The organism is Herbaspirillum sp. Her4, from assembly GCF_057961335.1.
This window is the reverse complement of the sequence record NZ_CM176330.1, coordinates 2,139,676-2,162,396: the sequence shown is the minus strand read 5'-3', so window position 1 is coordinate 2,162,396 and position 22,721 is coordinate 2,139,676. Positions and strand designations below refer to the sequence as shown.

General features: G+C 57.6%; 20 protein-coding genes. 5 read left to right on the top strand and 15 right to left on the bottom strand.

The features are described 5' to 3' along the window. Positions 1–67 precede the first annotated feature (67 nt). The 5 genes from ACWFUC_RS09840 to ACWFUC_RS09820 are packed head-to-tail and all read right to left on the bottom strand — an operon-like array spanning position 68 to position 4,634. On the bottom strand, positions 68–1,198 hold the full coding sequence (locus ACWFUC_RS09840; RefSeq protein ID WP_121044486.1) for an FAD-dependent oxidoreductase: 1,131 nt from the start codon (positions 1,196–1,198) through the stop codon (positions 68–70). Beyond that, positions 1,195–1,566, bottom strand: a complete 372-nt coding sequence (locus ACWFUC_RS09835; protein ID WP_034331963.1) for a Rieske (2Fe-2S) protein — start codon at positions 1,564–1,566, stop codon at positions 1,195–1,197. Before ACWFUC_RS09835 ends, ACWFUC_RS09840 begins: the two co-directional genes overlap by 4 nt. 27 nt (positions 1,567–1,593) lie before the next feature. After that, complete coding sequence (locus ACWFUC_RS09830) at positions 1,594–2,520, bottom strand: VOC family protein (RefSeq protein ID WP_209579706.1); 927 nt, start codon at positions 2,518–2,520, stop codon at positions 1,594–1,596. A 49-nt stretch (positions 2,521–2,569) separates the two neighbouring features. Next, positions 2,570–3,730 (bottom strand): alpha/beta hydrolase family protein, encoded by a 1,161-nt coding sequence (locus ACWFUC_RS09825; RefSeq protein WP_034331960.1) that lies wholly within the window; start codon positions 3,728–3,730, stop codon positions 2,570–2,572. 49 nt (positions 3,731–3,779) lie between these two features. Next, a complete protein-coding gene (locus ACWFUC_RS09820; RefSeq protein WP_288067116.1) occupies positions 3,780–4,634 on the bottom strand; it encodes a SphA family protein in 855 nt (284 codons plus the stop codon). Between the two features lie 365 nt (positions 4,635–4,999). Between ACWFUC_RS09820 and ACWFUC_RS09815 the strand changes: the two genes are divergently transcribed. Further along, positions 5,000–5,920, top strand: a complete 921-nt coding sequence (locus tag ACWFUC_RS09815; protein ID WP_209532199.1) for a LysR substrate-binding domain-containing protein — start codon at positions 5,000–5,002, stop codon at positions 5,918–5,920. Positions 5,921–6,067: 147 nt separating this feature from the next. Here the strand turns inward: ACWFUC_RS09815 and ACWFUC_RS09810 are convergent, their stop codons facing one another. The 5 genes from ACWFUC_RS09810 to ACWFUC_RS09790 form a co-directional block, all read right to left on the bottom strand. Continuing rightward, entirely contained in the window at positions 6,068–8,452 is a 2,385-nt protein-coding gene (locus ACWFUC_RS09810; RefSeq protein WP_489624790.1) for a TonB-dependent siderophore receptor, read from the bottom strand. Between the two features lie 106 nt (positions 8,453–8,558). Beyond that, positions 8,559–9,542, bottom strand: a complete 984-nt coding sequence (locus tag ACWFUC_RS09805) for a FecR domain-containing protein (protein ID WP_489624789.1) — start codon at positions 9,540–9,542, stop codon at positions 8,559–8,561. After that, positions 9,532–10,044, bottom strand: a complete 513-nt coding sequence (locus ACWFUC_RS09800) for a sigma-70 family RNA polymerase sigma factor (protein WP_489624788.1) — start codon at positions 10,042–10,044, stop codon at positions 9,532–9,534. Before ACWFUC_RS09800 ends, ACWFUC_RS09805 begins: the two co-directional genes overlap by 11 nt. A gap of 170 nt (positions 10,045–10,214) precedes the next feature. After that, positions 10,215–11,360, bottom strand: coding sequence for a branched-chain amino acid ABC transporter substrate-binding protein (locus ACWFUC_RS09795; RefSeq protein WP_039789964.1), 1,146 nt, complete (start codon positions 11,358–11,360; stop codon positions 10,215–10,217). A 627-nt stretch (positions 11,361–11,987) separates the two neighbouring features. Continuing rightward, entirely contained in the window at positions 11,988–14,099 is a 2,112-nt protein-coding gene (locus tag ACWFUC_RS09790) for a TonB-dependent receptor family protein (RefSeq protein WP_489624787.1), read from the bottom strand. Between the two features lie 486 nt (positions 14,100–14,585). Here ACWFUC_RS09790 and ACWFUC_RS09785 point away from each other — a divergent pair, with 486 nt between their 5' ends. After that, entirely contained in the window at positions 14,586–15,281 is a 696-nt protein-coding gene (locus tag ACWFUC_RS09785) for a nucleoid-associated protein (protein WP_489637586.1), read from the top strand. Here ACWFUC_RS09785 and ACWFUC_RS09780 read toward each other — a convergent pair. Then, complete coding sequence (locus ACWFUC_RS09780; protein ID WP_489637585.1) at positions 15,217–15,618, bottom strand: HTH domain-containing protein; 402 nt, start codon at positions 15,616–15,618, stop codon at positions 15,217–15,219. The two genes, ACWFUC_RS09785 and ACWFUC_RS09780, sit on opposite strands and share 65 nt — an antisense overlap. Positions 15,619–16,338: 720 nt before the next feature. On the opposite strand from ACWFUC_RS09780, the gene ACWFUC_RS09775 reads away from it, so the two are divergent. Next, entirely contained in the window at positions 16,339–16,593 is a 255-nt protein-coding gene (locus ACWFUC_RS09775; protein ID WP_489637584.1) for a type II toxin-antitoxin system Phd/YefM family antitoxin, read from the top strand. 114 nt (positions 16,594–16,707) lie between these two features. On the opposite strand, the gene ACWFUC_RS09770 is transcribed toward ACWFUC_RS09775, so the two are convergent. Continuing rightward, entirely contained in the window at positions 16,708–17,628 is a 921-nt protein-coding gene (locus ACWFUC_RS09770) for a hypothetical protein (RefSeq protein ID WP_489637583.1), read from the bottom strand. Positions 17,629–18,682: 1,054 nt separating this feature from the next. Here ACWFUC_RS09770 and ACWFUC_RS09765 point away from each other — a divergent pair. Continuing rightward, the gene (locus ACWFUC_RS09765) at positions 18,683–19,885 is read left to right on the top strand and encodes a reverse transcriptase family protein (protein WP_489637582.1); all 1,203 of its coding nucleotides are present in this window, start codon (positions 18,683–18,685) and stop codon (positions 19,883–19,885) included. Continuing rightward, complete coding sequence (locus ACWFUC_RS09760) at positions 19,878–20,612, top strand: retron Ec48 family effector membrane protein (RefSeq protein ID WP_489637581.1); 735 nt, start codon at positions 19,878–19,880, stop codon at positions 20,610–20,612. Before ACWFUC_RS09765 ends, ACWFUC_RS09760 begins: the two co-directional genes overlap by 8 nt. A 38-nt stretch (positions 20,613–20,650) precedes the next feature. Here ACWFUC_RS09760 and ACWFUC_RS09755 read toward each other — a convergent pair whose 3' ends face one another. From ACWFUC_RS09755 to ACWFUC_RS09745, 3 genes are all read right to left on the bottom strand, one after another. Next, a complete protein-coding gene (locus ACWFUC_RS09755) occupies positions 20,651–20,983 on the bottom strand; it encodes a hypothetical protein (protein ID WP_489637580.1) in 333 nt (110 codons plus the stop codon). Positions 20,984–21,722: 739 nt separating this feature from the next. Beyond that, on the bottom strand, positions 21,723–22,442 hold the full coding sequence (locus ACWFUC_RS09750; protein WP_489637579.1) for a hypothetical protein: 720 nt from the start codon (positions 22,440–22,442) through the stop codon (positions 21,723–21,725). Positions 22,443–22,547: 105 nt separating this feature from the next. Beyond that, the gene (locus tag ACWFUC_RS09745) at positions 22,548–22,640 is read right to left on the bottom strand and encodes an integrase core domain-containing protein (protein ID WP_489637621.1); all 93 of its coding nucleotides are present in this window, start codon (positions 22,638–22,640) and stop codon (positions 22,548–22,550) included. Positions 22,641–22,721 lie beyond the last annotated feature (81 nt).

Genomic DNA, 22,721 nt, shown 5'->3' with positions numbered 1-22,721 from the left:
GCGTCGTACGCAGATTGCAGAAGCGTTAAGCGTTAATCGTTTATATTTTTTATATTGATTAAAAAAATCAGATCGGCTGGACCAGCGCCGCGTGCGATTCGCGCATGATGCGCGAGTGCTCGTCCTTGTCGCCGCCCCCGACCTCGATCTCGCCCAGTCGTGCCGAGTTCTCCACCACCATGCGGCAACGTTCCCAGCGGCGTTCCTCGAAGGCCGACAAGGCCAGCGCTACGTTGCCGTTGCGCGCCAGTTCGTCGGCCAGCACCAGCGCATCCTCGATGCCGATGCAGGCACCGGAAGCCAGGTGCGGCGTGGTGGCATGCACCGCATCACCGATCAGCACGACGCGGCCCTGATACCACGGCCGCGGCAGCAGCAAGCCTTCCAGCGGGCGGAAGATGATGCGGGCGTTGTCGTCGAGCTGGTCACGGATGGTCTTCAACACAGGGGCGCTGAAGTCTTCCAGCAGGCCGCGCAGGCGCGCCACGAAAGTGGCCGGATCGACGTGGTCGTTGACCGGACGCGGCTCGGTGACGAAGAGGTACATCTCGTCTTTGGACACCGGATTGACGCCGGGCTTGATTTGCGGCCCCATCCACATGGTGCAGGTGGTGATCTCCGCCGGACGCGGCAGGATGGCGCGCCACACGGCCTGGCCGCTGTAGCGCGGCTTGGGCGCGTTGGGGAAAAGATGGGCCCGCAGTTTGGAATAGAGGCCATCGGCACCGATGACCAGGTCGTAGCGGCGGGTCTGGCCATCGGTGAAGTCGACCTCGACCTCGTCGCCGATCTCGCGCAGCGCCGTGAAAGTGCAGCCCAGGCGCACGTCGGTACCCGAGGCGCGGGTGGCATCGGCCAGGATGCGCGCCAGTACCGGACGCAGGATGGCACCGCCGCCGGGGACATCGGGCGAGGCCAGGCGCGGGGTGGGCAGCTCGGCGATCTGCGGGCCGTGCGGCAGGCACAGGCGCACACCATCACCGGCCGCGCCTTCGCGCAGGAAGGCATCGAGCACCCCGAGTTGCTTCAGGGCCCGCAGCGTGGCCGGGCCGAGGCTGATGCCGGCACCATAGTTGCGCCACTGGGGATCGAGTTCCACCAGGTCGACCTGGGCGCCACGGCGGCGCAGGTCAATGGCGGCCGATGCGCCGGAAAAACCGCCGCCGATGATGAGGATGCGTTGGGCTGCGAGTGTCATGGTGTCTCCTGAATCTTTTTCTTGATGAGTGGATCGTCTTCGCCGGTGGCCAGGTGCAGGCCGCCGTCGTCATCGATGCGCAGCGCCACCGGCGTGAGCGAGTCGCCCAGGCAAGGACCGAGCGTGCACACGCCGGTGAGCGGATCGAACAATGCGCCATGGGCGGCACAGACCACGTGCTGCCCGCTGGCATCGAGATAGGCATCGCGCCGCCATGGCAGCGGTGTGCCGTGGTGCGGGCAGCTGTCTTGCCAGGCCCGCACCTGGTCGCCCCGGCGCAGCAGGAAGATGGTGGCCTGCCCTGCCCCGCTGGTATCGAAACCGCGTGCGCCGTCCTCAGGCAATTGCGTGACATGGCACAGGTACATGGCTGTCTCTCCCGCTATGCCAGGCAATCAGTGTGCCGCGCCCGGCGGCGGCGGGCCGCCCGGTGCCCACTTCTCGCGGTACTGGAACAGGAACAATTGCGAGGCATCGGCACCCATCGGTGCTTCGCGCGCGGCCCATTGATCGTCGTGCAGGTCCATGTCGGCGTCGTATTCGACGTGGCAGCCCAGCGGCGAATTGAAATACCAGAACCAGTTGCTGCCGAAGCGATGGCGGCCCGGTCCCCAGAAGCTTTGATAACCCTTTTCGACGAAACGGGTGCCGGCCAGCAGCACCTCGGTCGGGCCGCCCATGTGGAAGGTGAAGTGTTCGCAGCCTTTCATGAAGGGCGGGGTCTGGATCATGAACAGCGTGTGGTGATCCAGGGTCCCGGCCGGACGCAGGAAGGGACCCACGCCGGTGAAGCGGTCGGTGCAGACGAAACCCAGGCGCTGATAGAAGGCCTCGGCCTTGGCCGCATCCGGCACGAAATACACCACGTGCGACAGCGTGCGCGGCAGGGCTTCGCCCTCGGCGGGCAGGCCCAGCTGGTTCGGGGCGCGCTGGGCATCGCCGGGGCCGTTGACGCGTTCCGACTTGATGTCGAGCGCACGGCGCACGGTGACCTGGAAGGCCAGCGCAAAGCCCATATCGTCCACACTGCGCACCACACCATCGCGACGGCTGACTTCGCGGTCGCGGCGCAGTTCGGTTTCGATGGCATCCAGGGTGGCGACGTCGGCCACGCCATAGACGGTTTCGCGCAGCAGGCTGGCGCTGCCCATGGGGGGCGGCAGCGTGGCGTCGTCCTTGGCGCGCAGCACGATGGCGGTACCGTCGAGGGCTTCGTAACGGTCGTTACCACCCTCCTTGAGGCCATAGTCGAGCAGGTACTGGCGGCAGGCGGGCAGATCGTCCACGCCAAAGACCAGGGCATCGGGTCCAATGATGTTCATGCGGATTTCCTTGTGATTGACTCGGTGTTTCGTAGCTGCACGGGACGCATCAGCGCTTGGTGCGGCCGCCCAGGGTCTCGGCCACCCAGTCGGCGATGACGTGGCCGGCGTTGATGGAGTTGTCGAAGCTGGCGTGCTGCGCGCCGCCTTCGCGGTCGGTGAAGATCTTCAATTCGCGCTTGGGACTGTTGACCAGCTGTTCGTAGGTGCGGTGCGCCCACTTCAGGGGAATCTGCGTGTCCTTCTCTCCGTGGGTGACCAGGAAGGGCACGCGAATCTTCTCGACCACGCCATCCAGATGCACGTCTTCAGCGATGCGCATGAAGTCGTCGATGTCCTTGGCACCCCACACCCAGCAAACGTGCTGCCAGTAATGCGGCACGGGGAAATCGCCCTCTTTTTCCAGGCGCTTTTTCTGTACATCGCGCCAGTCGTGATTGGCACCCCACACCACGCCACAGGCAAAGCGCGGCTCCATGGCCACCACGCGCGGGCAGTAGTAGCCGCCCAGCGAGACGCCTTCACAGCCGATGCGGCTGGCATCGACATCGTCGCGCTGTTCCAGCCAGTCCACCACGTGGCGCGCCCAGTGCTCGGCATCGAAACGCGCGGTCATGCCATGCAGGCGCAGGGCTTCGCCGGTGCCGGGCTGGTCGATCACCAGCGACGAGACCCCGCGCTCGGCCAGCCAGCCGGGCAGGCCGACCAGGTATTTCATTTCCTTGGTCGAATCCAGGCCATTGAGCTGGACCAGAATCGGGGCAGGACCCTGTACATTGTTCGCGCGGGTATAAAGGCCCGAGATGACCTTGCCTTCGTAAGGAATCTCGACGCGCTCGCAGTTGTCACCGGCCAGCGTGATGCCGCGCTGGAACACTTCCAGGAAGCGGCGATACAGCTCAAGCCGGCCCGGTGCACCGTGACCCTGCAGGCGTTCGCAGGTCAGCAGGTAGCTGGCCGCGCGCTTGTACTTGGCACCGGCCGAGAGCAGCCGGCCGCGCGCTTCATCCTCGGCGGCCAGGCTGCAGAGCTTTTCTGCCATGTCCGCCCAGGTGGCGCGGAAGGCGGCGGTGCCTTCGGCGTCAGGCTGTTTGGCCGCCTCCTGCAGGGGGGCGCACATGGCTTCGATTTCGCCGATGCGTGCGCCCATCTCGATGGCGAGATCGACGGAAAGATTCCAGACATAGTTCGTCGGGAAGTAACGGAACATGGTGTAACTCCTTTGATGATGAGTGATACGGATGGACGGCTGCGCGGCCTCAGTGCGGGCCGCCCATCCACAGCGGCATGGCGAAGTTGATCCAGATGGCATCGCTCTTGGCCGTGTTGGCGGCGTACAGGCCGCGCTGCACGTTCATGTTGATGCTGTAGGTGCCGGCGTTGTAGGCCACGGTCGGCCCCATGGCGAAGCTGCGCGTGCGGTTGCCGGTGATGTCGGTGCCGTTCTGGCGGTCATCGGTGAACTGGTTCAGATAGGAACCGGTGACGCCGACTTTCCACTTGCCGAAGTTCCAGCCACCAATGAAGTCCGCCACGTAGGCAGAGCCGGAGCGGTAATTGGTATCGCTGTTCTTGTCGTTGAAGAGCAGGCGGTTGGAGATGCCCAGGTCCAGCCCGTTGGGATCGTTGTGACGGATCGCCAGCACCGGCTGATACGAGGTGTAGCCGACCGCCACACTGGTGCGATTGGGGTCGTAGGAACCGGTCTTGAGCGCGAAGTCGAAGCCGAAGGTGACGTTGGTATGCGCGGCCACATCCCAGCGCAGCAGCAGCGGCGTGACAGTGACGTTGGAGAGGCCGTTGTGGTTCTCGCCGTGGCCCATCACTTCGGTATGCAGCGAGACTACCGGCAACACCAGTTGCGAATAGACCTTGGCGCCCATCCATTCGACGCCATAGGAAGCCAGCAGGCGCGTGGTGGCCGAGAACACATCGGTCTTGAACGGGATGGGGCGCTTGTTGCCCTTGTTGTCGTACAGGCCGTCGGCACTGCTGTAGTTGAACTGCTCTACCGCAAACAGGCCCGGGATGGGCGGCAGCGCGGCGATGTATTCACTGGTGGACCCGGTGGGGAATGGCGAAACGCCCCCTTCGAAGGCTTGCGCGGACTGCATGCTGGCACTCCCGATCATGGCCACGACGGCCAGGACGGCACGATTCCCCAGCCGCCGGGCTGGTACGGTTCCTCTCTTCACTTCTGTCTCCTTGTCTCCTACCCTGCCTGGCTTGTTGTTTCGCCGTCGCGGCGTCTTGTCGGGGCCAGGCCGATCAATGGCGCAGGGCGCCACCGGCTTGCCGTGCCGGCCTTTTCTTGGATGCTTCTGCGAGGCCGTGCAGCGGATGGATGAAGGTTAAGGTCGAGGTTGATATTGATCAAATGGATTGTTTTGATTCATGATATGGACGGGATCAATACATGACCGGCTCTGCAACCCTTGCACAAAAGAAAGGCCGGCACCCGACAACGGAGACTTATCCAATGCGTTTCAACAAGCTCGACCTCAATCTGCTGGTCGCGCTCGACGCGCTGCTGACCGAACTCAACATCAGCCGCGCCGCCGAGAAGATCCACCTGAGCCAGTCCGCCATGAGCAATGCCCTGGCACGCCTGCGCGAATATTTCGATGACGAATTGCTGATCCAGGTGGGCCGCCGCATGGAAGCCACGCCGCGCGCCGAAGTGCTGCGTGATGCGGTCAATGACGTATTGCGGCGTATCGAAGGATCGATCGCGGCCAAGCCCGCTTTCGTCCCGGCGGAGTCACATCGGGAATTCCGCATCTCGGTCTCCGACTTCAGCCTCAACGTGCTGATCCCGCGCGTGATCGCACGCGCGCATGCCGAAGGGCCGCAGATCCGCTTTGCGCTGATGCCGCAGGTACAGGATCCGACCCGTTCGCTGGATCGCGCAGAGGTCGATCTGCTGGTGCTGCCGCAGGAATTCTGTACGCCCGATCATCCGGCGGAGGAGGTGTTTCGCGAACGTCACGTCTGCGTGGTGTGGCGCGACAGTCCGCTGGCCAAGGGCAAACTGACGCTGGAGCGCTACATGGAGGCCGGTCATGTGGTCATGGTGCCGCCCGGTGCCAATGCCTCCTCGGTGGAGGCGTGGATGGCCAGCAAGCTGGGCTTTGCGCGGCGGGTGGAGATCACCAGCTTCAGCTTCGCCTCCTGCGTGGCACTGGTGCAGGGGACCGACCGCATCGCCACCGTACATGGCCGGCTGGCGCGCAAGCTGGCCACGCAATTGCCGGTGGTGCTCAAGGAAAGTCCGCTACCGCTGGCGGAGATGCATCAGATGATGCAGTGGCATCGCTATCGCACCAATGATCCGGGGATCGAATGGCTGCGTCGCGTGTTTCTGGAAAGTGCGCGCGAGATGGACAAGAAAATGGCCTGATCGAAACCTGATGGACTCGTCAGGTTTTGATCGGCTCAATTTTAAAACTTATAAATCATTTAAATCTTTTAAGCTTTTCTTGAAAAAAATGCCCTGCCGCTTTCCAGCAGCAAGGCATTCCTCACGCGCGTGAGTGACGTACTCAGATCAGAAATCAACCTGCGCCGACAGCACCAGCGTGCGCCCCGATGACGTGCCCACATAACCGTTCTGCATCAGCCAGTAATTCTTGTCGAACAGGTTCTCGATGTTGGCACGATAGGTCACGACCTGCCCTGCCGCCCGGGTGATGTAGCGCGCACCGATATCGACACGGGTCCAGCCCGGCACCTTGAGCTTGTTCTCGTTGCTGTACCACATCGAACCTGTGCGGGTGACACGCGTATTCAAGGCCAGGCCCTGCAGCCACGGCGCATCCCAATCCAGCCCCAGGTTGAAGTTGCTGTTGGGGATCGCGCCGACATCCTTGCCGTCATTGGTGCCGTTGTCGGTGTGGTACTGCTTGGCATCGAAGAAGGTGCCGCTTGCATTGAAACGCAGGCCGCGCTGCAGTTCGCCATAAGCCGCCAGTTCCAGTCCGCGCACGCGATTGCGGCCATCCTGGGTGGTGGTGCTCACGCCATTGACCAGCGTGGTGCTGGCATTGGCCTGCTCGATCTGAAATACGGCCGCCGTGGTCGTGATACGGCCCCAGTCAATCTTGGCACCCGTCTCCACCTGCTTGGACTTGTAGGGCGGGAAGAGCTGGTTGGGATTGCCGTCGCTGGCCGAAGTGAACCCACCTGCGCTCAGGGCCGCCGTGTAGTTGGCATACAGCGAAACGTTCTGCACCGGCTTGACGACCACGCCCAGCACCGGCGAGATGGCGGTCTTGTTGGAGGTCTGCGTGGCATCGACCAGGCTGTGCGAATACACCTGCTGGCGACGCAAGCCGGCGGTGATGCGCAGGCGGTCATCGGCCAGCGACAGAGTATCGGTCAGCGCCACACTGGTCAGTCGGATCTGGCTTTGCGGCGTGGGTTCGCCACGTGCGCCGCTGACCGCGGGCAAGGCGACCGGACGATACAGATTGGAGGTGACGCTGCTGCTCTCGGAGAGGTAGAAGTAATCGGTCTGCTGATCCAGCATGTTCACGCCCAGCATCACGGTGTGCTTGATGCCGCCGGTGTTGAAGCGAGCACGCATGCCGACGTCGGCCGAAGTGGAAACGACCTTCTGGTCGTAGTAACCGTTGTAGAGCGCCGCCGTATCACCGGCCGCATTGAGGATGGTGGCGCTGGGCCAGCTCTGGGAGGACGTGGCCTCGTGATAACCGACGGCACCGTAGGCGGTCAGGTGGTCGTTGATGTCGTATTCCAGGCGGGTGGCGACGGCCTTGTCATCCGATTGCAGGGTGGTGCCGGGATAGAGGTTGGTCTTGCCCGAGGGCGCTTCCGGCATCACCAGACTGCTGATGCTGAATTGCGGACGGAAGTTGCGGGCATCTTCGTGCTGGGTGTAGGCGTCCAGGCTCCAGCGCACGCGGCCCCCGTTGTAGTCGAGTCCGACCGAGCCCATGTTCTGCTGCTGGTTGCTGCCGGACAGGCCCGTGTTGCCATCGGCATAGAGCGCGTTCACGCGGATGCCCCACTCCTGCTGCTCACCGAAGCGGCGGCCGAGGTCGGCCTTCAATCCGAACTGCGAATTGGAAAGATAGGTGGCCGTAACGCTGGAGATCGGATCTTCGTGCGCACGCTTGGGAATCAGGTTGACCGCCCCGCCCACGCCGCCGGCCGGGCCCATGCCATACATCAGCGTGCCCGGCCCCTTGAGCACCTCGATGCGCTCGACCATGGAGATGGGCATGCGCGTGAGCGGCACCATCCCATACAGGCCGTTGAAGGCCACGTCATTGGCCGACATGGTGAAGCCGCGAATCTGGTAGCTGTCGCCGAAACCGCCATTGCCATTGGTGTTGCGCACCGAGGCGTCGTTGGCGATGACGTCGCCGATGGCGCGCGCCTGTACATCCTCGATGCCTTGCGAGGTGTAGTTGGTGGTGCTGAAGGGCGTGTCCATGACGCTGGCCGTACCCAGTACGCCGAGGCTGCCGCCGCGTGCGACCAGTCCACCCGCGTAGGGCGCGGTGGGGTCGGCACTTTCGGTGATCGTGACGGTGGGCAGAACGGCATTGGCATTGCTGCCGGTGGTGGCCGTCGGTGCAGCCACCGTGTAGCCGCCGTCTGCGTTGCGGATCGCTTGCAGCGGGGTGCCGTTGAGCAGCGCGGCAAACCCTTCCGCTACCGTATAGCGGCCGGAAAGACCCGCGCTCTGGCGGTCGCGCGTGATGGCCGGATCGAAAGAGAGCAGCACGCCCGCACGGCGGGCGAAGCTGTTGAGGCTTTGGTCGAGAGGACCAGCGGGGATGTCGTAGGCCTGGCGCTGGGCATCGGTGGCTTGCGCCTGCACACCGGCCATGGGGCTGGCGAAGGCGGCCAGGATGGCCAGTCGGGACAGGGTCGGACGCGAGGGGAAGCGGGTTCGGATGGTCATGGATGTCGTTCGATGGTGAGCTTCAGAGGGCTTGCTATCTGGTAAACCGAACGAGATCCAAAAACCTGCAGAAAAATTTTAAAAATGTTTTATATCCATGCCGGTCTCAGGTGGCGGTACGTGGCCGCAAGGTGATCCAGTAATCCGTGAAGGAATCCACCCGCACCGGCAAGGTCCGCGCAATGGCCGCCAGGATGCGTGCCGGCTGGTCGAGCGGAAACACGCCCGAGATGGTCAGGCCGGCCACCGCCGGATCGCAGCGCAGCTTGCCGGGGAGATAGCGATCCAGCTCGGCCACCAGTTGGCCCAGCGGCATGCGGTCGGCCACGATGACACCATCGGTCCAGGCGATGGCCTGTTCATTGGTGGCAAGGAGGCGGCCGACCAGCCCTTGCGCATCGAACAGCCCTTGACGCCCCGCATCCACGCGCACAGGTGCATTCTCATTTTGCGAACGGAATTCCACCGCACCCTCATAAACGGCAAGGCGCATGCCCTCCTCCGCATCGCGCAGCTGGAAGCGGGTGCCCAGTGCGCGCGCCTGCCCCAGCCGTGTCTGCACGAGGAAGGGACGATAGGAAGGGCGCTCTTCATGTCCCGTGGTGATGAGCACTTCGCCGCGATGCAGACGGATCAGGCGCTGCTGCTCGTCGAAACTGACGTCCACCGCAGTGGCACTGTTGAGTTGCAGCAGGGTGCCATCGGCGAGCGTGATCCGGCGCCGCTCTCCGGTGCGGGTGGTGTAGCCGGCCATCCAGGCCTGCCAGGGCGTCCATCGTGCTGCACTGGCCGCCAGCAGCCCCGCGCCCATCGTCACGCACAAGGTCTTGAGCGCAAAGCGGCGGTTGTTGCGCGTGCGGGCTTCGCTCGCACCGATGCTGCCGTGGGCCAGCGCGCGCGGCAGCGTGGCGACCCGCTCGCTGAGCGATTGCAGCCGTTGCCAGGCCAGCTCGTGCTGCGGCTGTTCGGCGCGCCAGCGGCGGCAGGCTTCGTGCTCATGATCGGTGGCGTTGCCCGATTGCAGCCGCACCATCCAGTCGATGGCGGCCATGACGATGTCGTCGTTGGGGGCCGTGCGCTCAGAGCCCATATTGCAGCCGGTAGCAGGCGGTGAAGGCGCGCTTCATGTATTGCTGCACCGAACTCAGCGACACCTCCAGCCGCACCGCGATCTCGGCATAGGCCAGGCCATCGAGCTGCGACAGCAGGAAGGCGCTGCGCACCTTGGGCGGCAAGCCGGCCAGCATGGCGTCGACTTCGTTGAGGGTTTCCAGCACCAGCAGTTGCGCTTCGGGCGAAGGCAGGTGCTCGGGCGGCATCTGCGCCAGCATTTCCAGGAAGGCAGCTTCCAGCGCGCAGCGGCGGAAATGATCGATCATCAGGCCGCGCGCGATGGTGGCCAGCAGGGTGCGCACTTCATCGACGAGAAAATCGCGGCGCGAGACCATCATCCGCACGAAGGTATCCTGCGCCAGGTCGGCCGCCAGCTCGGCATTGTCGGTACGGCGGCGCAGCCAGCCCAGCAGCCACCGGTGATGCCCGGTGTAAATGCCAGCGATGTCGTGAGGACGGGAAGGAGCGAGGTCGGCCATGACCGCAAGATGTAATGAGAACGTGTCTCATTATAATCTGTAAATGCGGCGGCGGGTCGATGCGGCTTTTGGTCGATATGAAAGAAAAAGCCCCGGCACGAAGGCCGGGGCTTGTCACTGCTGCTCCCGCCGGAACCGTGACGGTCCCGGAGGTGAAGCTTGATGTCAAATTACTTGACCACGCTCAGCAGGGTACGCTTGCCGCCCTTGTAGGTGTACAGGGTCAGGGTACCGTTCAGGATGTCGCCCTTGGCGTCGAAGGCGATTTCACCGGTGACGCCCTTGTGCTTGATCTTGGCCAGGACCGGCAGGTAGACCTTGGGGTCGGACGAGCCGGCCTGCTTCATGGCATCAGCCAGGGTCATCAGCGCATCGTAGGTGTACGGTGCGTAGATCACGACGTCCTGGTTGAATTTCTTCTTGTAGGCAGCCTTGAAGTCTTCCAGCGGCTTCTTGCCTGCTTCGGTCACGCCACCGGCTTCGGCGCAGACCACTTCGCTGTCCTTCAGGCCAGCACCGGCCAGGCTCGGCAGTTCGGTGGTGCAGATACCGTCACCGCCCATGAACTTGGCAGCCACGCCCAGCTGATCCATCTGGCGCAGCATCGGGCCGGCCACGGCATCCATGCCGCCGAAGAAGACCAGGTCAGGCTTCTTGGACTTGACCGAGGTCAGGATGGCGTTGAAGTCGGTAGCCTTGTCGGTGGTGTACTGGGTGGCCACGATGGTGGCACCGGCAGCCAGTGCGCTCTTGCGGAATTCTTCAGCCACGCCTTGACCGTAGGCAGTGCGGTCGTCGATGACGGCCACGTTCTTGCCCTTCAGTTCATTGACGGCATAGCGGCCCAGGACGCCACCGAGCTGGCCATCGTTGGCCACCACGCGGAAGGCGGTGTTGAAGCCTTGCTGGGTGTACTTGGGGTTGGTCGCCGACGGCGAGATTTGCGGGATGCCGGCGTCGAAGTAGATCTTGGAAGCCGGGATGGTGGTACCGGAGTTCATGTGGCCGACCACGCCCTTGACCTTGGCATCGACCAGGGCCTGGGCCACGGTGGTGGCTTGCTTCGGATCGGAAGCGTCATCCTGGGGGACCAGCTGGAAGGTGACCTTCTTGCCGCCGATCTCGAAGCCCTTGGCGTTGAGTTCGTCCACGGCCATGCGGGCACCGTTTTCATTGTCCTTGCCGATGTGCGCGTTGGGACCGGTCAGAGGAGCGACGTGACCGATCTTGATGACTTCTTGTGCCTGCGCTGCCCCTGCGAACGAGAACGCTGCCACCAGTGCCGTAGCGACAGGAATCATTTTGATTTTTTGCATGAATTGCTCCTATTACTTCCAATGAAAGATTGAAAACGCAGTTCGTTGTGCCATTTGTTATGTGCGCTGACCGATTCTGACCACCGTGTGGACGGCAACCTGATCGGAAAGCACCGCAGCGCCTCCCAGTCGCTGACCGGTTCTTGCTTGCGGACTCTGCTACTGCAAAAACCGAGCCATGCCTTGCAGCATCGCCACTCGGGCGCTTTCCCCAGGGGCATCCCCGGATAAAAAGGGACGGAGCCACAGCAGGCAAGCGGCCCGGCCGCAGCGCCAGGCCAGGCGGGGCAGTTCCTCCATTACACCGCCCCGCCGGGCAGAATACACCGTAATGGTGCGGCTGGGAGAGCGAGTTCCGTGCCAACGCGGCGCTTCATTCATATCGCACGTTTTATGCACTTTTTTGAATCGGGATGCGAAGGAGCGCACCAATTAGGGTGGGGAAATAGCAGAAAGCTGCACTTGTAACGAGGCTGGCTCGAACTGCCAGCCTCATTTCCGGGGATCAATTCTCGTATTGCGGGAATTAATCTTCATTTGAACCTGGATCCGGGACCCTGCTTGCGGAAGGGCGAGATGAACGATGGCCGCGGCGGCCTGTGCGCGATTTCATTCATCCCGGCACGGTCAGAATGTGTAACGTCCTTGGACATACAAGCTTCGCGGCGCACCGACCAGCTTGCCCAGATTGCCATCCACGGTACGGGTGAAGTAGCGCCGGTCCAGCAGGTTGTTGACGCCCGCGGTGAGGTCGAATCCCTTCTTGCCCGGCACCTTCCAGCTCGCCTGCGCATTCCAGAGACGCACGCCCGGGATTTCTCCGATGCTGCCGTCAGCGCTTTCGGCGACGGTGTTGGCTTCATCGGCAAACTGTCGGCCCTGGTGCGTGGTCGACAGGTTGAGCGTCCAGGGACCGGTTTGCAGGCGCACCCCGAGCGTATCGGTCGTGCGTGCATAGAACGGCAAGTCCTTGCCCGGATTGCTGCCCGACTTCTGCAGAGCCCGGGTGTAGGTGTAGTTGGCGAAGACCGACCAGCCTTTCAGGGGGCTGTCCTGCTCGAAGGCATAGTCCATCGCCAGTTCGACGCCATCATGCTGGGTGCGGCCGATGTTGCGGAAGACGTTGGGCGTTGTTCCCTGCACCGACACGATCTGGTTGTCAAAATTGATGTGGAACACCGTGGCTTCGACGGAGGCCTGTGCGTTCTTCCAGCGCACGCCGCCTTCCATCGTCCGGGCCAGTTCGGGGGAGAGCGGATTGGCGGAAGACATGGTGTTGAGTTGCGAATTCTGCACCACGCCGAAGGAGGTGTTGCAGTTGCTGAACAGGGTCAATTGCTCCGTGAGCAGATAGGCCAGGTTGATCGAGGGCAGCAGCTTGTCGTTGGCCACTTCGTAAGGATCCTTCTTGCCCATTTCGTAGCGGCTTGACCGCACCTGTTCGAAACGCAGGCCCGGCGTGATGCGCCATTTGCCGAATGCGATCTTGTCATCGATGTAGCCGGCATGGGCATCGGTACTGTTCTGGAACTGGGTGAATCCGCTCAGCGCGCCGGTGCGGACCGCTTCGTTGTAGATGTTGTCGTCCCCACGCTCGCGGATGGTGCGGTAACCCACGGTGACATCGTGCGTAGTGCCGCCCCAGGCGAAGCGCTGCGTGTAGCGGGGTTCGATGCCCAGCGTTTCATAGTTGCGCGGCTGATGCGAGAGGCGCACGCCGGTCACGTTGATCAAGCTGCTCTGGCGGGTCGCCTGGTTGAAGTAGGTCCGGATCTCCAGCTCCTGATGATCCGACAGCGTATTGAGGTAACCGACGTCGAAGCCTTTGCGGGTACCGCTCCAGTTGTCGCGCTGGCGCGTGTTCTGGAACGGATCGGCGGCGTACTGCGCGGTGGTGAGGCCGCCCGGCGTGCGGCTCAGCACGTCGTAGTAATTGAACTTGGCGTGGAGTTCGGAACGCGGGGAAATTCCGTAGCGCATCTTCAGCGCAAAATCGTTGAGATGCTCATCGCTCTTGTCGCGCCATCCGCTGCCGTCCTGGCCCGAGTACAGGAAAGCCATGCCCAGGCCAGTGTCGCTCTGGCCGCCGGCAAAGGCGGTGTACTGCGCATTGCCACCACCCTTGCCGTAGCTGTTGTAGCGCACCGAGGCATCACCCGAGATGCCCTCGCTGGCGGGAATGGAGCGCGTCTTGAAATTGATGATGCCGCCCACGTTCTGCGGGCCGAAGCGCACCGCGCCGCCGCCACGGATGACATCGATCGATTCGATGTTGTTCAGGCTCAGGGGCGCAAACGAAAGCTGGGGCTGGCCATAGGGCGCCACCGACAAGGGGATGCCATCCAGCAGGACGGTGGAGCGCGGCGAAAAGCGTCCGGTCAGACCGCGCACGCCGATGTTCAAGGCAATGGCGCTGCCGGAGCTACCGGCGCTGTCGCTGGACTGCACGCCGGGAATGCGGCGCATCACCTCGCCGATGCTGACGGCGCCGGTGCTGTCGATCTCCTGCTTCTTGACCACGGTGCGGGCACCGGGATAGGTCTTCACGCTGCTCTCGAAGCCAGTGCCGAGCCAATCGCTGCTGACCTGGATCGGTTCCAGCCCCGCCGGCCCGTCGGGCGCCGCGGACTGCTGCGCCATGCCGGCCAGCGGGAAGCCGAGCATCACGAGCGAGGCAAGGGTTGAAGTGGCGATACGCAGATCGCGTGCATGGTTGAATGGGGCCTGATTGTTCTTCATTGCATTTCGGTCCAATAAAAATACTGGCGAACCTCCGCCGTTCATTTCTTATAAAAAAGGCTCTTCCGGACTGATCCGAAAGAGCCGCAATAATAATGATTCGCATTCTATTTTTTACATATTCAGAGCCATGCCTGCATTTCTCTTAACTGACCTCGAATTTTTTTGAGTGCCGCTGCGCAGATGTCGGAAATCTTTTAAGTCTGGATTGCATATCTAAGCCCAGAGCATCTCTCTCCACATCTGCGTCAGCTAACTCTGTCCTAAAAAATCATCTAACTCTGGATTTTTCCGTACTTTGCTCATTTAACTCTGGATTTTTCCTCATGCAAATTTCAGAGAAATATTTCCATCAGAAAACCATCTGCGCCAGATCATGAAAATTACTCCCCTCTAAGCGCCCCAAAGTTCATCGTGGTAAATTTGCTTGCTGCTGCAGCAATATTTGCGGTCGCAGCCAAAAACAAATAAAAACTTGGGGAAATCGTGGCTAATGACATACGGGGCTTAGTTGTTCATAAATTTGTAAAAGAGACTCACGCACCTGGCACCATCGTGCCACGGGCTGAACTGGTTGTAGTTACACCGGCTGTCCAGAGGCTGGTCGACGCTCTTCACCAACTGTATAGCGGAAAAACGGGGAAAGGCTATGGCAAGTTTGAGGACGATGAAGATAACTTTCCAATGCAACGTCGGGTCCGAGAGTATTTCGTAAATAATAATGACACTTTCCTTGCCTTCTCTCTTGCGGCAATGAACATCCTGAAGGGGAAAGCGGATACGGAAGGCTTGGCAACCGGGGGCTATATATTAATAGCCCACATCGTTAGCGACGGACATGACTTCATGCTTTTCGCAATGGTCACTGACATTGTGGGAAGTGCTATCACCGAAGATCTGGACATCGAAGATAGTACTCATGTCGACTTGAATCAATTCCGCGTAGCCGGTCGGATTGACCTTACTCGCTGGAGAAATAACGATGACCGCTACATCGGATTTCTCAAAGGTAAAAAATCTGCTGTTTCGACCTACTTCAAGCATTTCTTGGGTTGCAATGATGCGGTTCTTCCTGCCAACGAAACTCGTAAACTCACTGCGGCCTTAAAAGACTTCGCTATCGCAAATTTTGCCGAAGAGGAGGAACGCGAAGCGTGGCTGTTGATTTGCTCGCGGATTTGACCCTCTCCATTTGACCCACCTTCCACCGTCTACCAAAGGCGGCCACACGGTCGTACGACCCCTCATATCCCAGTTCTCTCAAATCCAAGAACATCTGTTTCAGGGTTCTTCGTTGCTTGCGAGATTTAACGGATTCAGCGCTCAGCCAAGCGGAGAGCCTGTGAGCAAACTCATCAAGAGAACTAGGCGAATGCCTTGCTGGGTATGCTGGTTCGATCGCGTCTGACCGAATATAACGGCGAACCGTATTGCGGGAGATGTCCAGGCGGCGGGCGATTTCCCGGATTGAGATATGGTCTCTGATGTACCAGCGTCGAATAATTCCAAGTAGGGCCACGTTTATCACTCCGTTCTCCCGCTCGCTGTCATGAGCAGGATTGTGGTCTAAACATGGGTCAACTTAGGATGCAAATTTCCTGAGAAAGTGGGTCAGATTTAAATGCAATTCAACAGCCAAGGTGTGCATCTATAGTTCATTCCTTTACAGGGAATTTTTGAGGTGAAATGATATGAGAGAGGAGCCGGGAGGTCTCTTTTAAATTTGAAGAAGTTGCTCCCACGTGCAGCAGTGTTTGCCGAAAGAGGCAGAGGGAAATCTGTCGCTCATCGTCTGAATTTTCGACGAGGCAGCGACAAAATAGGGCTGATGACGGTCACAAAATGAAAATGGTGAATGCCGACAAGGAGCCAGCCGATGCGGCGCATTGCTAGTAATAGATTTCCAGGTGAGGTTAGGAAGACCCTCTGCATGCGACTTCTGCGCTTTCTACCCATTCACCCAGTTACCGAGCGTCGCCGCGATGTTATAAAAAGGTGAGCTTTTACAGGGACCATGGCATCTTCGTGCGGCCTCGACTATCATACGATCACAAGCTCTTGGGGTGACCTCTGCCAAAGCATTCTCCCAGAGGCATCGTTTTTCTGGAAACGAATTGACTTCTTGTTGGATTGATTACTGCCCGAACGAGCTAAGAACCGGTTACGACACATAGAAGTGGCACTTTTGTCGGAGAGCATCCGGCCTTCCGATATGTGAAGCCCTCTAAGGAGTTTTCTAGTGGCACTTACCTCTTTGCCGTTGCAACAATTTGCGAAAGATTCCAGCAAGGCCATCAGTGCAGCTATCGACGGTCCAGTATTTATCACTGACAACGGTATCCCCTCGCACGTGCTATTAACTTACACTGACTATCTGCGCTTACGCTCACAGGAGACTAACATCACCGCTCGCTTAGGTATGCCGGGTATTGAAGAGATCGACTTCGATGTGCAAAAAGTGAACATCGCTATCCGTCCAGCAGAATTCGATTGAATCTAATGTGACATAGATTGCATTGGGCCTCGATGCAGTGGAGCAGAAGGACGTGTCATGACACAGACCTTAGCATCTCTTCGCTTCCCCAGAGACAATCGAAGCGCTCTATGCTCACAGGGAGTCTACGGTCTCAATAGTCGCCCGACTTGTGGGAATACGTACAACCTTTCCGCTTGTGGGGTCGAACAGTAACGTGGCGCTACTTGTCGTGAGGACCTCACGTCCACGATATTCCTTCTTCGCCATGGTCGCAGAGAGGCAAGTCGCAAACTTCTCGTCTTTATTTGACTCTTGACTGAGGCGATACTCGCGTGACATCAGAGGCTGGCACCGAGCAGGTCCAATAACATATTCCTGTATATGTTTTTCCGCGGCAGTTGCTCCGATCAACGAAACTGCAGGCATCAAAATGATGCTAGCAATTATCAGATAAATGACAAACGCCGCGACCAGCGGCACTGTCAAAATGAATGCCGCGCCTCCCGTGATCGCTTGAAGAAGAACGATCTTGAAGGGCATATTCTCATCAGGAATTGCTAACAGAGACTTTCGCCAGCTGTTGACCTTCTCTGCATACTTATTCCGCATTTTGGGTAGCCTTACAAGCACATAGACCACCACCCACGCCACAAACAGAATAGCGCCACTTAGTAACGCACGATAAAACAAATGCGCGTATAAAGAGCTGAAGGTCACGCTCGCCGCCCAGGAGGTCACCTGCGTAATGAACCAGACTGACAATTCAACTAGTTCAAAGGGAGACTGAAACAAGACTTCGTGGGGGATATTGAAGGCTAGATTGGCCGCTGCGGCGACGCCATAGCCTATGAACGCTAGTAGCGTAGCTGCTAGGGAGACCATTAGCAACGCTATGGTGAGTTTATCCTTGAAGGTTGTCTTAGCTGCGTTTTTCGTTGAAGATCGGCCACGAAGCCTTATCTTTTTCTGAAAATTTTTCATTTTGTCGCTCACCAATTTTTTGCAAGGTTCAGTAAGTGAGCCAAGCATTTTCTGCAGCAGAAGAACGTCCAAGATACGCAGCTGGCAATTGGGCAAGGAAGTTATTCTAGTGTGAGCGAAAACACTTCCTTCTCCCGGCACCTAACTAAGGGAGCACGGACGTTTGTGCGATTCGGGTTTTGTTTCACTGCCTCAATTCTCGTTGGCGCGTTTGCGTTCGCCATGTGTAGGGCTACCCCAAGAAGACGCTTTGGATCACGCTGCGTACAGTTATCGCCAGGCCAGCAGTTGCAATGCCACAACTCCAGCACCCCAAAATTCGGATTGGAATGAACCAGTCCCGGTCAGCCTTGAAATAGTCGAAGATTGCCCACACCGGGATCGCCAGTAGCAATATGCAAGAAACCAATGCTCTCCACGTGAGCGAATTCTCGAGCCAAATATGCTCAGCTAATAGTCCACTCGTCAAGAAAATGCCCGCCCCAACTCCATAATAAATTCCATGCAACATTAACAACTCTTTTGTCATGTTGCCTTTGTGGTTTCCCATTTTCGCCTCCCTGCCTAATCAAGTTTTAATAGTGCAACACGGCAACTATTTTTGCAATATTTAATCGAGCGCGGGAGGCACTGCATGTTTCGGAGGCTGGTGGAAACTCAGTTCGGTTTGAAACGGACACTCAGACCAGGACGAGTTGGACAGCACGGCGGCCAACTGCTTTAGCGGCTAGAAACCAACACCAAAGTTGCGAGCAGCATGTGTGAAGGCGGCCAACGTCAGCTTGTTATTCGCCGCAAAGCTGCTCAACCATCAAGACTCCTTCTTGTCGAAAAATCATTTTCCGGTATTATTCAAACTGCGTGAGCGTACCGTTCATTTGCTGCAATCGACATTAAAAGTAATTGGATAAGTCTGGCAACAGACGTTGATCTGTGGAAAGATCAGCTTGTGGGGAGAAGCCGGACCGTCCGTCTCTTCCTGGAAGAGAGTTAGTCGCAGGAATTGGCCATGAGGGGCATGGCAGCTTCCAATGACTTGTCGATGAAGGCAACATGCCTCTCTGCCCCCTACTGTATGGGGTGGCCGATTCCCTTTGATAATATTATTTAAAGGGGCGGACTCGACATGGATGTTAGATATCATCCGGTCAAAGAATCCGACGAGTCCATCTCTAACTTGGATGGACTGTGCGGGGCACTCGACATTACACCAAACGAGCTGGCTCAAGCCCTAGCTCTCGGGGTAGATGAGCGATACCAAAGGCATGAAATCTTAAAAAGGGATGGATCTACACGAGTAGTTCACAATCCACATTTTCTCATCAGAAAAATACAGCGACGCATCAATCGCAGGATTTTCTCTAATCCCAATGTAATTAGTTGGCCTCATCATATTTTCGGATCAATTCCAAACGATTCCGAGGACGACTCGGCTGTAACCAATAGAGACTATATCAACTGTGCGCAGCGCCACTGTGGCGCTAAAAGTGTCTTGACTCTTGATATCAAGGATTTTTTCGACAACATTCATCGAGAGCAGGTTGTCGATATATTTTCCGGCTTTTTAAAGTATTCCAAAGTTGTTTCGGAAACTCTGGCAAATATTTGCTGCCGAGGAGAAAGCTTAGTACAAGGCGCTCTCACATCCAGCTACATCGCAACATTATGTCTTTATAAGAGCGAGGGCGCCCTCGTTAAGCGGTTGTCCCATAAGAACCTCGTATATACGCGCTTCGTAGACGACATTACGATTTCATCGCACATTGCCAATTATGAGTTTGATTACGCCCTGAAGCAGACTGAATTAATGTTAAGCGAAGCGGGGTTGCCTCTAAATACCCAAAAGACTCGTACGCAATTCGTGTCCATGCAACCGATAATTGTGCATGGCCTACGTGTAGATTTTTCATCACCACGACTACCCCCAAACGATCCGCGAAAAATCCGGGCAGCGGTGCGCAGTTTAGAGCTATTAGCGGCCAGCCCTGGCTACCGCGCTTCACGTTCTTATCGAAAAGATTTTAATCGCTGCATGGGGCGAGTTAACAAGTTAGGGCGAGTAGGGCATAAGCAACATCCAGTCTTGCTGGCGCGACTTCGCGAGATACTTCCGCTGCCCTCTCATATGGACATAATGAGGGCTGAAAAACTTATCGGAAGGTTGCAAGTAGATTTTTCAAAGCCAGGATATGCCGAAACTTATTGGTTTCGAAAAAGGTGCTTTGTTGCTCATGAACGCTTGGTGATACTGAAGCGATCCTTTCCTGTAAAGGAGAAGGAGCTTCGGGAAAAACTACGAAAAATAATTCCAGCGACAAGAAATGACTAATCCACTACGGTCTCTTTACAGGTCCAGGCCTAGTATTGCGATACTAGCCTGCCTGATTTTTGCGGTATTAGGAACCGGCTTTCTTATATCAGCAACTGTCTGGATATATACATCAAGAAAGTTAGGCCTCTTTGATCAACCAATCTGCTTCTCGAACGTGTGCGTTAAGGAGTACTTGGAGCGAATTGATCAAAGTTTATTGATATTCAAAGCGACTCTCGATCTCAGCGTGGCTATCGCGACTATAGGAGGTATTTTTGTAGCGTTACTTAGTTACTTTAGTACGACCAGCAATGCGGCTCTGACAAACCATATTGAGCATTTGAAAGTCTTCTGCGAGTATGTTGAATCTGAAATTAAAAAGCGTGACAGGCTCCGAAGTGCCCAAATCGACTCTCTGCTTCTGTACAGCACTATCTTTAGCCAATCTCGAGACGGAAAAACGACTGTTTCTGAAGACTATAAGACATTGATGGTTCAGTTAAACGACCTGATTAAAGAGTCAAACGGCCGATCTGTCATAGGTACTCCTGGAGGTTTTAGCTATAGGGATCACCAAAGAAAAGTAAGGGATCAGCTAGAGCCAGCTGGAATTTTGGTCTACTTGGCACCGAGAAATGATTACTTCGAAATGGAGGCTCAACTCTTTTCGCTGATACAACGAATTAGCCAATCCTTCTGTCCTCCGGGTGTCCTTATCAAATTGGAGGAGCGTCAATACTACTAACTATGAGGTGGCGGTGATATCTTCCTCTAGTTCTCGAATCAGCTGATGTCCCAAACGTCAATTGTCAAAATGTGATCACTTGGAATGAATGATAATTTCTCTTTGTGGATCGTGACATCTGTGACGCCGGCGCTCGCATGATCTGCTAACTCGGCAATGATCGGCAATATGTCGGCTGCACTAGCAGTAAAGCGGTTGGGATAACCGCTGAACGAATGCTGTTTAGCCCTTCCTTCAGAGACCAGAGATTTTAACCAACATACGTTGAAGACGTTAGCCCTCCAAGATGCGATCAAGGGAGATAGCTTGTCATCCGACGTATCTCTCTCGGCTGGCGTCCTGGGGTCCACGACAATCCACCATCCACTCATTCATGCTCCTAAATTTAGAGTCAAACTGCTGCTGAAGCCCTAATCTCCATCTTGGCCTGTGATTTCCGGCTATTGCGATTTCACCAAGATCCACCAAGCGTATCCCACATCGTATTAGCCATCTTAATATGCTCGCTAGTCTGTTACGGCGTCAATGATGTCAGTTACCTGACACTGACCTGTGGATGATTTCTTCGTATGTGAAACGATTCCCGATTGAGGTTCATTCATGCCCGCATGAGAACCCTATCGAGACCTCTGTAATAGGTCAGTCGGCCAAGAACTGAGAAAGTAGGCTGAGGCTCTTTTTTTACACAACCTCGGCCGGTAGCAGTCCTAAACGCGGTGTGATAAGATTTATCTCAATCGCCTGGCAGTCCTCATCCCCGAAAACGGTTCTAGTCGGCTGTCGAGTTTCAGGCAAAACGTAAGCGAAAGCCCGCCTCTGGCGGGCTTTCTCCATTTCCGACCTACGTTTTTGCATCTTGCATTGCGGACAACAAATTTCTAGCCGGCAAATGTAACTCGCCTCGATCCCTTCGAGCGAGACGACCTTGTTCCAGACGCTTGGCCCTGGGTGCCAGCACCGAGTAGTACCGCACGTTTCATTTATCTCTGTAGGGTCGCTACTGGCTGGTTGCGGACGTCCACTTCCGACCTAAAATCGCCTCTCAAACCGATCCCAGCGAATGACCGAATTGCAGAGCGAATGTCTTCTGCGAGCCTTTGCGCAATTCCCTCAGTCTCGGTCACGGTCACGGTCGGCAGCATAGCGCCCAGAGCAGTAGTAGCAACGGTACTCCACACCAGTGACATCGTCGTGCCAAGTGTGAAGATCCCCGGCCGTCAAACGCTGACCGCAGCATGAGCAGCTAGCGGCGGGCAAGTCATCCCCGTCCTCGTTCTCGCAGAAAGTGCATCGATAGCCCGATTCAGACTCCTTGTTGATCACCATGGTGTCGTTGCCGCACTCCTCGCATTCCATACGTACGGGATCAGCTTCAGGGTCCATCGGATCTACAGGATTCTCTGCCTCAACCTCGTCAGCCCTCTTAAGAGCATCATGCAACATGAACCGGTACTCGTCCGAAAGAACCTTGAAGATCGCCCTAGTCGCGTCCGGAATTCGCTTCTCTACGTCTACGAGACTGTAAGAGTCCAGGAACTCCAGAACAGAGCGGAATAGACGGCCGATCGTGATCCGCGCGGTAGCCACGTCCATCTCGAATTTGTGGTGCTCGATGTCATTGCGCAGCCGCTTTAGCCAGTCCAAGTCCTTCCTGAAATCCCCGGCGACGGCGTCTTTGTCTTCGTTGTTGATGAAGTTGACAGCTTCCCAGAGGCCGATTGTCTTGGCCGTTGCCGGGTCGATCTTTGGCGCAAAAGGGTTGGCGTAGATCAGTAGCGGGTGCTTTTCGGTGATGTGGTGCTTGAAGATCAGTTCAATGAAGTGCGCCATGAGTGCCGCGCATGAGACATAATGCCGCCGCCGTGCGCCAATCTCGTGATGCTCAATGGATCGCCTCGGTGTCCAACTGTAATGACCCAGCGAAACCTGCTCACTTTACGCAGCTAAAGCAAACGCCTCAGCCGGTGTCTTCATGCCCAGCGCCTGATGCGGCCGGCGGTGGTTATAGAAGCCGATCCAGTCAGCAATGATACTTGTCTAGCCAATCATCTTTGGCGATACTTAGAAGAGTTTTTTAGGCGCCCTAAACTACGTCGTGGACATATTTAT